Origin of the sequence: Dehalobacter sp. DCA, assembly GCF_000305775.1 — a bacterium.
In the GTDB taxonomy this organism is placed as follows: Bacteria; Bacillota; Desulfitobacteriia; order Desulfitobacteriales; family Syntrophobotulaceae; genus Dehalobacter; species Dehalobacter alkaniphilus.
Map to the genome: position 1 here is coordinate 2,941,085 of NC_018866.1, position 13,358 is coordinate 2,954,442.

The 13,358-nt window shown below is 46.4% G+C and carries 11 protein-coding genes and 1 pseudogene; 1 reads left to right on the top strand and 11 read right to left on the bottom strand.

All coding sequences use genetic code 11. From position 1 onward, the window contains the following. Positions 1-6 precede the first annotated feature (6 nt). The 6 genes from secA to DHBDCA_RS14035 all read right to left on the bottom strand — a co-directional run bounded on the left by secA (position 7) and on the right by DHBDCA_RS14035 (position 7,798). A complete protein-coding gene (gene secA / locus DHBDCA_RS14010) occupies positions 7-2,517 on the bottom strand; it encodes a preprotein translocase subunit SecA (protein ID WP_015044891.1) in 2,511 nt (836 codons plus the stop codon). A 154-nt stretch (positions 2,518-2,671) separates the two neighbouring features. Further along, positions 2,672-3,202, bottom strand: coding sequence for a ribosome hibernation-promoting factor, HPF/YfiA family (gene raiA, locus DHBDCA_RS14015; protein WP_015044892.1), 531 nt, complete (start codon positions 3,200-3,202; stop codon positions 2,672-2,674). A gap of 427 nt (positions 3,203-3,629) precedes the next feature. Next, positions 3,630-4,352 carry a ComF family protein gene (locus DHBDCA_RS14020; protein WP_015044893.1) on the bottom strand — a complete coding sequence of 241 codons (723 nt, stop codon included), beginning with the start codon at positions 4,350-4,352 and terminating at the stop codon, positions 3,630-3,632. Next, positions 4,345-6,036: a DEAD/DEAH box helicase family protein gene (locus DHBDCA_RS14025; RefSeq protein ID WP_242824925.1), complete on the bottom strand. Its 1,692-nt coding sequence runs from the start codon at positions 6,034-6,036 to the stop codon at positions 4,345-4,347. The genes DHBDCA_RS14020 and DHBDCA_RS14025 overlap by 8 nt, the downstream gene beginning before the upstream one ends. 103 nt (positions 6,037-6,139) lie before the next feature. After that, positions 6,140-6,511: a hypothetical protein gene (locus DHBDCA_RS14030; RefSeq protein WP_015044895.1), complete on the bottom strand. Its 372-nt coding sequence runs from the start codon at positions 6,509-6,511 to the stop codon at positions 6,140-6,142. 60 nt (positions 6,512-6,571) lie between these two features. After that, positions 6,572-7,798, bottom strand: coding sequence for an O-antigen ligase family protein (locus tag DHBDCA_RS14035; protein ID WP_015044896.1), 1,227 nt, complete (start codon positions 7,796-7,798; stop codon positions 6,572-6,574). A gap of 98 nt (positions 7,799-7,896) precedes the next feature. Between DHBDCA_RS14035 and DHBDCA_RS14040 the strand changes: the two genes are divergently transcribed. Beyond that, entirely contained in the window at positions 7,897-9,018 is a 1,122-nt protein-coding gene (locus DHBDCA_RS14040) for a glycosyltransferase (RefSeq protein ID WP_015044897.1), read from the top strand. A 126-nt stretch (positions 9,019-9,144) separates the two neighbouring features. On the opposite strand, the gene DHBDCA_RS14045 is transcribed toward DHBDCA_RS14040, so the two are convergent. The 5 genes and pseudogenes from DHBDCA_RS14045 to spoIID all read right to left on the bottom strand — a co-directional run bounded on the left by DHBDCA_RS14045 (position 9,145) and on the right by spoIID (position 13,298). Next, positions 9,145-9,873: a WecB/TagA/CpsF family glycosyltransferase gene (locus DHBDCA_RS14045; RefSeq protein WP_015044898.1), complete on the bottom strand. Its 729-nt coding sequence runs from the start codon at positions 9,871-9,873 to the stop codon at positions 9,145-9,147. Positions 9,874-9,890: 17 nt separating this feature from the next. Further along, on the bottom strand, positions 9,891-10,880 hold the full coding sequence (gene mreB / locus DHBDCA_RS14050) for a rod shape-determining protein MreB (protein ID WP_015044899.1): 990 nt from the start codon (positions 10,878-10,880) through the stop codon (positions 9,891-9,893). A 221-nt stretch (positions 10,881-11,101) separates the two neighbouring features. Next, positions 11,102-11,356 (bottom strand): sporulation transcriptional regulator SpoIIID, encoded by a 255-nt coding sequence (gene spoIIID / locus DHBDCA_RS14055; RefSeq protein WP_015044900.1) that lies wholly within the window; start codon positions 11,354-11,356, stop codon positions 11,102-11,104. Positions 11,357-11,650: 294 nt separating this feature from the next. After that, positions 11,651-12,194: pseudogene (locus tag DHBDCA_RS14060) on the bottom strand (reductive dehalogenase); the annotation flags it as partial. A 168-nt stretch (positions 12,195-12,362) separates the two neighbouring features. After that, the gene (gene spoIID / locus DHBDCA_RS14065) at positions 12,363-13,298 is read right to left on the bottom strand and encodes a stage II sporulation protein D (RefSeq protein ID WP_015044902.1); all 936 of its coding nucleotides are present in this window, start codon (positions 13,296-13,298) and stop codon (positions 12,363-12,365) included. Positions 13,299-13,358 lie beyond the last annotated feature (60 nt).

Sequence of the window (13,358 nt, forward strand, 5' to 3'; positions counted from 1 at the left end):
TTTTATTTAGCTATTGATTCCGCAACATTTCTTATATTTCTTCCCACTTCCGCACGGGCAGGGATCATTGCGGCCAATATGTTCCCCAATTTTGCGGGGCTTCTTGACCTGCTCCTGTTCTTCCTCATAACGGTTCTCGGAGACTTTTTGCGCCTGTTCCGGAACTTGCGTCGTAATCCGAGGTGTTACTCTTAAGATATAAGTCGAAACGTCCTCCTGGATGGATTCTACCATACCCTGGAACATATCAAAGGCTTCATTCTTGTATTCAAGGAGCGGATCGCGCTGTCCGTAAGCTCTTAAGCCAATCCCTTCCCGGAGGCTGTCCATCGCGTCAAGATGTTCCTTCCAGCGGGTATCTACAACCTGCAGAGCCACTGCTCTTTCAATCTGGCGCATCAGGTCCGAACCGAACTGGGATTCCCTGATCTCGTACAATTCATGCACCCTGTCGGTCAATAGTTCTTCAACTTCTTCTTTGGCTAAATTGCTAATCTGTTCGGGGGTAAAGTCATGATCAGGAAGAATGACATTGTCGACATAGTCCAGAAAACTGACCAGATCCCATTCTTCCGGATACGGGCTATTTCCACTGTAACGTGCTGTGGTGTCGGCAATGACTTTTTCGATCATATCCATTACCTGTTCTTTCAGGTTTTCTCCTGTCAGAACGGATCTGCGCTGCGAGTAAATAATCTCACGCTGCTTGTTCATAACATCGTCATAATTCAGCACGTGTTTGCGGATGTCAAAGTTTCTGCCCTCGACTCTCTTCTGGGCTGTTTCAATACTGCGGCTGACAATTTTGGATTCGACAGGAACACTGTCGTCCATACCCAGTTTGTCCATTAGCCCGGCAATATTGTCACCGCCGAAGAGCCGCATCAAATCATCGTCAAGCGAAATATAGAACTGGGAAGACCCCGGGTCACCTTGACGGCCGGAACGTCCTCTCAGCTGGTTGTCAATCCGGCGGGATTCATGTCTTTCCGTGCCAATGATATGCAGTCCGCCAAGTTCCTTTACTCCTTCCCCAAGAACAATATCTGTTCCTCTGCCTGCCATATTGGTTGCAATGGTTACCATACCCTGTTCCCCCGCCTTGGCGACGATCTGGGCTTCAAGTTCATGAAACTTAGCGTTCAGCACCTGATGCGGAACACCTTTCTTTTTCAGCATGTCGCTGAGCTTCTCGGATTTTTCAATCGAAATCGTTCCGACAAGTACTGGCTGGCCTTTGGCATTCTTTTCCGAAATATCGTTGACTACGGCGTTAAACTTGCCTTCTTCCGTCCTATAGATAACATCAGGCAGATCCTGTCTGACCATCGGAAGATTCGTGGGGACTTCTACGACGTCCAACCTGTAAATATTAATAAATTCCTGTTCTTCCGTCTTCGCGGTACCGGTCATGCCACCAAGTTTCTTAAACATCCGAAAAAAGTTTTGAAACGTAATTGTTGCCAGCGTCTGAGATTCCCGCTCAATCTTGACATTTTCCTTGGCTTCAATCGCCTGGTGGAGTCCTTCGCTGTACCTGCGCCCGAACATTAAGCGGCCCGTAAATTCATCGACAATAATGACCTGACCGTCTTTCACCACATAGTCACGGTCAAGCTTGAACAGGGTATGCGCTTTCAAAGCCTGATTGACGTGATGCGCAACTTCATTGTGTAGGTCATCGTATAAGTTATCCACCCCGAGCATTGTTTCAACCCTAGATACCCCATTCTCCGTCAGCGTTACAACTCTGTCCTTTTCATTGACATGATAGTCTTCCTCCGGCTTAAGGCGGGGGACAACCTTCGCAACCCGGAAGTACAGTTCAGTGGGCTTATCAGCTTCTCCGGAAATGATTAATGGCGTCCTCGCTTCATCGATCAGAATCGAGTCTACTTCGTCCACGATGGCATAATGGAGCTCCCGCTGGACGACAGCGGCAGGATTGACGGACATATTGTCTCTCAGATAGTCAAATCCGAATTCATTGTTCGTGCCGTATGTAATGTCGGCGTTATAGCTTGTCCGCCGCTGTTCGTGTGTCAGACCATGAACAATCAGCCCGACGGACAAACCGAGAAAATCATACACCTGGCCCATCCAGTTGGCGTCACGGGTGGCAAGATAATCGTTAACCGTCACAACATGGACGCCCAAGCCGGTTAAGGCATTTAAATACGTAGGCAAGGTTGCAACCAGCGTTTTGCCTTCCCCGGTCTTCATTTCGGCGATCCTTCCATCGTGAAGGACCATTCCGCCTATAAGCTGAACATCATAGTGCCGCTGTCCGAGAACTCTTTTCGAAGCCTCCCTGACGACAGCAAAGGCTTCCGGCAAAAGATCATCCAGCATCTCACCCTGTTCCAGTCTTTCTTTGAATTCCACTGTCTTTGCTCTGAGTTCGTCATCAGAGAGTACCTGTATGGAAGGTTCCAACTGATTAATTTTTTCAACTTTCTTTTGGTACTTTTTTATATCTCTGGCGTTGTCATCAATCAAATCCTTTAAAAAACCCATTTTGGTCCACCTTTCACCTTGCGCGGTGTGCTTAATATGATTATTTTATCACTGTCTTACCGAAGGTTCAATCTAAGCAAAAAGATGTCCCGCTTAGGCGGGACACTTTTTTGCTCAGGATATGCGATTAATAAACCTGAGTCGTTCAGCCGTTTTAGTATTCTGGCTCTAGTAGGCCGTAGCCGCCGTGTTTACGCCGGTAAACAACATTTATCTGTCCCGTATCTGCATTGGCAAATACAAAAAAATTATGCCCGATCAGGTCCATCTGCATCGCTGCCTCGTCAACCGACATAAGCTTAGCTGAAAACTTTTTTGTTTTAACGATGCTGTTATTGTCAAAGATTTCTTCATCATCCTCGAGGATATAGCTCGGCTCCTCCTTCGTGGATTTTATTCTCTTTTTCCCAATACGCTTGCGGTATTTTTCCATTTGACGTTCCAGTTTATCCACTACCAGGTCGATGGAGGAATACATATCATCTGTTTCTTCCTCACCTCTGAGAAGAAATCCGTTTAGCGGGGCAGTAACTTCAACTCTCTGACGTTCTTTTTCTACGGACAGCATGACTTGAATATCGAGAAAATCATCGGAGTACTTCTCCAGCTTACGGACTCTTTTTTCTACATAATCCTTTAACGCGTCCGTCATTTTCATTTGTTTGCCTCGAACATTGATATTCATAGTCTCAACCCCTTTCGCCTGATATAGTATTATAATTCATCTTTTCTTATTAAATTCCTGCCATATTTTATCTTTGTTTAGTGATATTATTACCTCAACGAACTGAAAACATCCTGAGAAGCAGTATCTTGTTAACCTTAAAATTTTATATGATGGCGAGCAGATTTTCTGCAAGACAACGCAGTATTGCGAAAAATCTGCTGTCAGGATATATGAGATTTAGGGTTAACATGATACTAGCGTTTCGGTTTGTTGAAGTTATACACAACAAATTGTGGATAATGTTGATAACTTTACTTTTTGGCGTATATTTTCATTTTTATTGGTGGATAAAATTGTGAGCAGTCCATCGATTAGTACGAAGGTCCTATTTTTGTCTTCATTCTGCAATTTTCTGCAAAAAATGATTCTTCTGCGGCAAATTGTCTCATTCTTCTTTACCCGCGCCAAGACAAAAAGCATAGACTTTCTTTACCCCATTCTTTTTCAGTACCCCGGCACATTCTTCCAGCGTCGAGCCTGTCGTCACAACATCATCAACCAGCCAGACAATTTCCCTGAGATCACTGTAACCTGGTTTGACTGAGAAGGCATCCCGGAGATTCCGCAGCCTTTGCCTGCGTCCCAGGGTAGTCTGAGGAATTGTATCCTTCATTCGGTCCAGCAGATTCTGATAAGGAATTGCCAGCTGCCTGCTAATGATTGAGGCCAGCACTTCTGCTTGATTGAATCCTCTTTGGGCCAGCCTGTCCGGATGCATCGGCACCGGAACTACTGCGTCAGGAGGAGGCAAGCAGCGGATAACCCATGGTATGATCACTTCTGCCAGAGACGCTAGCAAATATGGCTGTCCCTTATATTTAATTTGCTGAACCAATTCTTTCCAGGCACCTTTGTAATAACCCAGACAGGTTACCATATCCAATCCTTCCGGCCCCTTTCCTGTTTCACAATTTCGGCAACGTGTTTTGGTCCCTGCAAGAATTTTGCCGCAGGAACCACAGCGAGGCAAATTCGGAAAGAAATACGCCTGCTGACAAATCAGACAGACCGATTCTTCTGATACATTGCCACAAAGCAGACAATACGTTGTCTTCTCATACCACAAAAGCGCTGCGTTTTCTTTAAGTTTCAAGAATAAATCAACCATTCAAACATCCCCATTCTTCAGCCAGCCTGTTCTGGTCCTGAATCCAGCGGTTGGCCTGGATCATGGCCTGGGTTTGTTCGGCATAAATAAAGACGGCTCTTCCAACCGGACATTCTGCGCTCCGACCTGTTCTGCCGGCCATCTGGACCAAAGCCCTCGCATCATAGAGCGTATGATCCGCAAATAAAACTGCAACCTGTACACCTTTGATGGTTATGCCTCTTTCTAAAATGGATGTACAGACAAAAATATTAATATCGCCCTGCCTGAAAAGTACGGTCTTTTCTCTCCTCGCAGCATCCGAGCTCCAGCTTCCCTCCACGCGCAGATCACCAAAAACCATTTTCAGCACACCCGTCCATTCTTTAACCAACGCAACGGTGGGGACAAAGACCAGAATCGGACCGTCCGCAATCAATTTCAGCAATACTTTTTTCAATTCAACCAGTGAACGATCCCTGGTCAGTTTATTTTTTTGCCATTCGGGGACCGGAACAGGAAAGCCATGATGTCTTACAGGGAGTCTGACGATCGCACATTTCTGGCTCTTGACCCGTAACAGGATTTCTGCTGACGGTGTCGCTGTAAGACAGATAATTTGTCCATCTGGTCTTAAAGCCTGTCTGATCCCATATTCTAGGACGCTGCTTCCTTCATACGGATAGGCGTCAGTCTCATCAAGGATAATCAGGTGAAAAGCCCGATAAAATCTCAAAACTTGATGCGTTGTTGCGACGGTTAGCTTTGAGGGCTCCATATCCTGCGGCAGCGCTCCGCTTAAAATTTTGATATTGTATTCCGGAAAATTTTTCTGCAAACGAGGCTGAACATCGTGCACAACGTCCTGTCTGGGCGCCGCAAAAAGAACCTTTTTATTCTGACGCAAAAAACTGTCGATCAAAGGGAAACAAACCTCTGTTTTTCCAGCACCGCAGGCAGCCCAAAGCAGCGTTTCTTGTGCTTTTTGCCGGTGCACCTGCTGCCAAAGCTCTTCGGCTGCCTTTTCCTGCGCAAAAGTAAATTCCAGGCTATAACTCCGGACAGTTTGATCTGGTTTACACTTATCCGTATCCACCCGTGTTTGACCCGGAACATCGACGGAATGGAGCCTAAAAAGAATTTGCAGAGAATTGAGCGGTCCAATTTCCCGACAGTCAAGGCAGGTATATGTATCGCCATACAGTGATGGCCATTCTTCATAATGACTGCTTCCGCAGCGCCGGCAGAAATACCTGGATCGAACCTGTTCAAAAATCGGCAGCCACTCTGCATTTCCGCTCTGCACAGCTTTTTGCATGAAGCCCAGAAGTTCCTTCGTACTAACGCCGAGCTCTTTCTCCACAATCCGAAACTCATTTTCGGCGAGTTGTCTGCCCTCCGCTATTCTAAGGAATTTTTGGTACATGGTTTCATTCTGCAGTACTTCGATATTGAATGCCTCCGGCAAGGCCTCCCGGCTGGTATCCTGCCACTGAACCTTTTCTTGAACGCCCATATTTTCTTTTTTCATACAATTTGTTAGCTTTTGGGCAAGCCTGTTTTCAAAGTCCCCGTCTATAACTGGTGCTGATGGCAGAGCTGGTGAAAATGGCTGCGTGGCTGGTTCTGGTTGTGTTGTTGGTTTTTTATCAGGCAGCCCTGCAGTGACGGCCAGCAGCTTTCCTAGCGGTAACCCCGGGCTCAAATACCTCGTCCACCCTCCCAGGATTAGGCCCGCAGAAGGCAGCGGAGAAAAACAGAATTCTCCATTGTCTTTGGCTAAAATGTAAAAAAGCACGCTTTTGTCCTTATCCTTTCTGAGTATACTGAACCGTCAGGCCAGGAAAACGTCTTTCCAGACGGGTCTTGGTTCTTTCCTGCTCGTCTTTAGGAAGATTGGCATTCTCCTGCGACAGATCTATGCTGACAATTATTCCCTCCTGCCTGTTTCGCGTTTTTCTGACCATATAAATTTCTTTTTCAATATCCTCATAGTCAAATTCCCTGGCCTCTATAGCCAAAACCGCATTGTCAGTGATTGTCTTCACCTGCCGCGTGTTGTTTGTTCCAAAGGCCTCAATCCGTTCAGACAGGGCATCCGGAAGCTCCCACTCATATTGTCCTACCCATAACCAAAGAATAATCAAACCTACCGCCAATACACCATAAATAAGCATCATGTGCCTGACCTGCCTTTGCCGTATAATCATTAATTCTTCTGATTATTTCTATCATATGCTTCAGCTAAGCAAGGCGGTTCTGATCTTTTCCTGATTTTCTGCTTTTTCCCCGGTATTCAGCCCGACCAGCAGCCAGAATAAGATGCCGACAATCCCAAAAGACATATCCACATCAATCAGGCTGTGCAGTCCCAAAAATAGAGCTGCTGCTTTCGTACAGATCGTTCCAAGGTCATCTCCATTCCGAAGGTCCTGGACAAAACTCCTGAGTCCTTGCCGTGCCCAAATCATTAATAACAAAAGAGCAATGATCCCCTGATTTAAAAGCACCCGGCAAAATGAAGAATGGGTATCCAATGTCCAATAAGGGGTGGTCTGAATAAAGGAGAAACCGAGCCACCCTCCCGCCCGCGGCAGAAAATATGCATCCCTGGCAAGCTGGATGCTGTCAGCGTAATACGCAATTCTTTCCGCCATGCTGGTATCCGTCCAGGAACATAAATGACTGAATGGCACCTGTATACTCGAAACTGCAGGGTATAGGACAATGATCAAACAAGCAAGAAGTATTATTCTGACTGACGCCTGAGAACGCTTTTCGGTTACAGTTCTGATGCTATCCATATTTATTATATTCTTTTGAGTTAAAGCTCTCTTTTTTAGCAATAGAATCGGGATAAACAACAAAAGCAGCAGCATTGAAGCCCTTGATCCAGTAGATAGGATACTTATTCCCAGCAGCAGCAAGAAAAATGGGTTAAATCTCCTTTTTATCAATATTACCATTAATTGGCACCCAAGAAAAGCTGCAGCAGAATTCGGATATCCGAAACAGAAGGCATAGCGCCCTTCTTCCGGCGGGCCAGGCGGCAGCCAGATATTTTCACTTCCGGGCAGCCAGGACAGTACCACCGCCAAAATTGTCAACCATATCATTCTGTTTAAAAACCTATTTGCCCCCCCGGCAGCCGCCAGCTGTATTCCCCACAAATAGGCAGATAAATATACCAGCCAGCGGAACGCTTCCAGCCAGCCATCAATTGCCCTGACTGGACTGAATAGTCCCGCCAGCGAAAAAAGGCTCAGCAGCAAAAAAATGCTCACCGGATTCCGAAATTTTTTTTTGGCGGCGATAGTTGTAAGACAAACTTGTTTCCAGTGAGCAATCGTGTAGAATATCAAGACAGCACCCAGGACAAGCCACTCTCGGATAAAAAAAATCCCGTGGCATATCATACCCAAAAACATAAACACACTCAGGAAATTTTCTGTCCTCCCATAATTCACCTTAATCCTCCGCAGGACTTGCAAGTCCAATCATATTTCTCTATCATATTTATAACAGCAGAGAAATATTATGCCAAAGGCTTTGGAGGAGGCAATCTATGTCGATTAATGTTCTTCATCTGATTGGAGGCGGCGAGATCGGAGGGGCTGAGCAGAACGTTCTGAATCTCCTGAAAAATCTGGACAGGCAAAGCGTAAATCCTTTTCTGGGTTGTCTGGCCAAGGGCTCCGCGCTGGCACCATGCGCACAGTCTTTCGGCATCCCGTCTGAAATATTCCCCATGCAGTTCCCTTTTGACCTCTCCCCTTTGCCTACCATTATTGCTTTTTGCCGCAAACATAAGATTGCGTTAATCCATGCCCATGGCACAAGGGCTAATCTTCTGGGGCGGACCGTCGCGAGACTCACCAAGATCCCCTGCATTTCAACCATCCACAGCCTGCCGGAATACGATTATCCGTGTTCCCTCAAAGGCAGGATTTCTCTCTGGGTCGATAACCTCACCCTGCACTGGTCTGCCGGCATTATTGCGGTATCCGTCAGTCTCAGCCAATCCGCTGCCATCCGACTGAACAGGAAAGGATTAACTTTGCCGGTGAACGTGATCTATAACGGTAGTGAAATATTTTCATTCACTCAACCAGACCAAATGCTCAAAGCCTTCCGTGAACAATGGTCAATCCCGGATCATTGTCTTGTCATCGGGACGATTGGCCGTCTGCACCCGGTGAAAGGGCAGTTTTACCTGATTGAAGCGATGAAACTGCTGACTGCGGAAATCCCTGACCTTCATCTGCTCATCATCGGTGAAGGTCCTCTTCATAATCAACTGACCGAACAGCTGAAGCTTTCCGGACTTCCATTTACGCTGACCGGCTACCTGCCTTCAGCCTGGCAGGCCCTGCCGGCGATGGATTTGTTTGTATTTCCTTCTCTGAGCGAAGGAATGGGACTAGTTTTACTGGAAGCCGCTCAAGCCGGAATCCCAATTATAGCTTCCAAGGTCGGCGGGATCCCTGAACTTCTGGAAGACCACAAGGAAGCCCTGCTCGTTCCGCCGGCTGACCCTGCGGCGATGGCGCTGGCCTGCAGCAAGGTGCTCAAGGGCAGGGCTTTTTCTGCCGAAATGACTGCCCGGGCTAGGCAAAAGGTCAGCCTGTTTTCCATTGAAAAAATGGTTCAGGATACAATAACTTTTTATGAAAAAATAATAAGCTAAGTGCGCTGTAAACGGTCACTTAGCTTTCGTTTATTATCTGAGCAGGTTATTTTACTGATCGATTAGAATCGTATTTATTCCCTATTAGAATCATCCGGTCAAGATTAACCGATATGAACCGTTTTTTTAGTCAGATCCCGGAAAATATTTCTGTTTCAGAACCCTTAGAAGGTACATTGGAAGTACAACTTGCCTTTTTATCCGGCCCGGTTCGCTGATCAGCCGGTAAAGCCATTCCAGTCCGGATTCCCGAAATATCCCGGGGGCACGTTTCACTTCTCCGGACAGTACGTCGAATGACCCCCCGATACCCATACTTACTTTAGCCAGCCCTGCGTGTTCATGATTCCAGTATTCCTGTTTGGGGGCACCCAAGCCAACCAAAAGAATATCCGGTGCAAAGTGACGGATCTGCCGGATGACCTCCGGCTCTTCTGCCTGCGTAAAAAAACCATGATGACACGCCAACGCTATCCCCGGGTACCTCAGGCTCTGCTGCCGAATAACTTTTTCTGCAATGCCCGGCTTCGCGCCCAACAGAAATATTCTCCATCCGTGACGGTTGCTTTCCCCTAAAATCCCTGCTGTCAGGTCGATGCCGGTTACTCTTTCTTTGACCGGACGGCCAAGTTTCCGGGCAGCCCAAACTACGCCGACCCCATCCGGTACGACAAGACCGGCTGAATTGATGACTGCTAGGAGATTGGCGTCATGTTCAGCTTTGTAAATTAATTCGGGATTTGCGGTCACAATCCGGAGTTGCTGCCCTAGCAAAATCGTATTTTTGATAGTTTCAAGGCAGTCCTGCAAACTAGCCGGATCAATACGCGTTCCCAATATTTCCAATTGTTTCATTTTTGTCCCCGGGATTCTCACTTGAAACTGTTTTTAAGGACTTTACCTGTCCCTAAAGCGACACAGGAAATCGGATGATCGGCAAGGGTCACAATGAGTCCCGTCTCCTTGGAAATCCTCAGATCCAGGGAATTCACCATCGATCCTCCGCCGGTAAGTACGATTCCCCTGTTCATAATATCCGCAGCAAGTTCCGGCGGTGTACGCTCTAGAACATCTTTAACTCCGGCTACAATCACTTCCAGCGATTCTTCCATCGCTTTATACGTCATTTTTGAATCTACCGTGATGGTCTTCGGGAGTCCGGTGATGAGATCTCTTCCTCTGACATCGATCTCCGCGTCGTCTGCTTTTCCTTCCTGAACGGCGCAGCCGACTTTGATCTTGATATCTTCCGCCGTTCTTTCTCCGATCATTAAATTGAATTCTCTGCGAATAAACCTGATAATCGATTCATCCAGTTTATTCCCGCCCATGCGGATGCTTTTTTTGGTTACGACCCCACCCAGGCTGATTACTGCAATATCTGTCGTTCCACCACCGATATCGACGACCATGTTTCCTTCGGGTCCGTATATGTCCATACCGGCCCCCAGGGCAGCTGCATAAGGTTCCTCAATTACTTTGACCTGTCCGGCACCGGCTTTCATAGCGGCTTGTTTTACAGCCCTTTCTTCAACTTCGGTGACTCCGGACGGTATACAGACAACAACTCTATTTTTTAAAAAAGGCCAGTTTTTTATTCCCGCTTTTTTGAGTAAATATTTCAGCATGATTTCGGTGGTCTGATAATCTGCAATGACGCCATCCCTCATCGGCCTGATGACCATAATGCTTCCGGGAGTCCTGCCAAGCATCATTCTGGCCTCTTCTCCGACCGCAATTCTTCTACCTGTGTTCTTATCAATCGCAACGACCGAAGGCTCGTGCAAAACGATACCCCTGCCTTGTGCATAGACCAGAACACTCGCCGTGCCTAAATCAATCCCAAGATCAGTCCCAAACATCAGGTGCTGCCCCTTTCACTTCACGATTCTATTGGCTTGTCCCATGAAAATAAGAAAAACCTGGCAGACGCCAAGCTTTTACATGCAGGGCGGCAGCCAAAATTGAATCTCCCTGAGGGGAGATTCTTTTATAGCTTTGCTCATATTATTCGATGTAATTTTATGTTTTCCTCTTTCTTTCCGTTTTTTACGACCTATATTTTCTGTCTGTCTTTTAGGAGCTAATCCTCCGTATGCATATATTTCTTCTTGGTTGCTTCTCCTCCCCGAATATGCCTCTCGGCTTTATTGCTTTCAAGGACATGCTTGACCTGAGAGGAAAGTCGTTTGTTAATCAACGGCAATCTTTCCGTTACATCTTTATGTACCGTCGACTTGGATACCCCAAATATTTGCGCGGTCTGCCGCACTGTACAGCTCGATTCTATAATATAGTTGCCAATATCCAAAGCTCTTCTTTTGATATGTTCCTGCACTCTCCCTCTCCCCTTTGTACCTGCAATGTATTAGTTCATTTATATGCTGGTACAAATGAAAAAGACATCCTAAAGAGGATGTCCCTTACTGGTAAATAATGTACACTGATTTGCAGGCAGGCACGCCTTTTTCCTAAATCAAGCCCGCTATGGCCTTTCAGTATGGTCTTCCCCTGCTTCTGATCTTTGAGTAAAGCATTAAACAAGAAGGTATTTATGCCTTTGATATTGCTCCATTTACTAATTCTTTTTTTTAACAGTGTTCAATGAAAAAAGAATTCCAGCGGTAGAAATTTATTCACCGCTGAAAATTGTTCCATATCCAAACATATCATCAATTGACTTAAGGAATTTGGCAGAAGCCTCGCCATGGCTTCCAATAAAATTCCTGCTTCGTGGAACCAGGAATCCTCTTTCGAGTTCCACGGACAGACCTTCATGCAACGCCCGCAGAAAACACCATCTTCGTTGGTTGCCCTGAATATAGTACACTTCTTCATATCACTATTCCCACGAAGGTAACCGTTATGCTCGATTGGATCCGCGTCCAGGGTAATTGCTTGGCTTGGACAATTTTCAGCACATTTTTTGCAGACCCTGCAGAAGTCCAGAAGCCCGAGATCTATTGGTTTATCCGGAGCTAGCGGCAAATCGGTAGTGGCGGCAGCCACTTCGTGTCTGAATCCCAAACGTGGATGAACTGTGCAGTCTCCGGTCCGGGAAAGTTCGCCCATGCCGGCCGCTATGTGGTGGGTGGCATAATCGCTGCATAATTATGGGCATGGTGTGCTCTGGCGTCATAGCCCCGGCTTCTTTTTGACACATAATTGTCTATAATCTCAAAAACAATTTCTACATCTTTTTTAAAGATTTCTGAAAGTTGTTGTCTGGTAAAGTATTTATATGTTTAACAAGCTGCTGCTTTCGATTTTTCTTTGTGTCTCGTGCTTTATCAGCGATCTGCATCTTTATGTGATCGGTATCATTGCAGTTATTCTTTAATTTATCAGTAAGTCTTTTCAAGTTTTGTCCCTTGATAATAATGTCCCAGGATTTCCATGTACGATTCGCCTTTTAGAGCCAGGTCATTGGCCCCGTATTGTGACATTCCGACTCCGTGTCCTTTGCCGTACGTAACAAACTCAATTTCTGTTCCGCGGGTCTCCCATTCAAAATCGGTTGAGGAAAGCTGAAGCTTGCTCCGCAGTTCCGTTCCCTTGAAAACTTTGTTTCTGACAGCCAGTGTCTTTACCCGACCGGCTTTCGTCCTTTCAATTAGGATAACATCACTGTCCGAAAACTTTTCCGGGATCTGGGTGAAACCAAGAAGCTGGTAAAATTCAGCACACTGAAAGATCTGATGTTTGACGAACCGTAGCGAATCACTTTCGCCAGACGGCACATTTTTGAGATAATCCAGATCTGTACTCCAAACGTCTCCAGCCCGCTCAGTCTTTTTCCGGCCGCAGCTGCTGTAGAAAAACGCATTAATCATTTTTCCCTGATACGTAACAACCTTCCCCTGTGTAGCTTTAACCGCATCTGCAATTTTGCGCTGGTATTTCCAGTAGTTGATGATTCCCCATTTTGTCCGCATTTCTTCATTGGTATTCCAGGCCTGCGTATTGACAGTGGTGTCCACATCAAAGTCGCTGCCCGCAGCGGATTCCATCCTTTTCAGTACATAGGTCCTGGCGGCAACAGCCTGGGCCTTTAACGCCTCTGCTTCAAACTCGGCAGGCATTTCGGCTGCAACTACCCCGACCAGGTATTCCTCTATGGGTATTGCTCTGATCTGGCCGTCTGCCAGTTTGACCCTTACCGTTATTCCCGGATCGTCCTGGTCTTCCCCCCCAAACCAACTGATAAGCACGGGCAGTATTCCTACAAAAAAGATAACGGCCATGACAGCGGCCGTTATTGTTTTCATTCTTTTACTCACGTTTTGGCCTCCTGTGCAGTACAAGCATATCCTATTTGTATGCACAGGAGGGCAGCGATA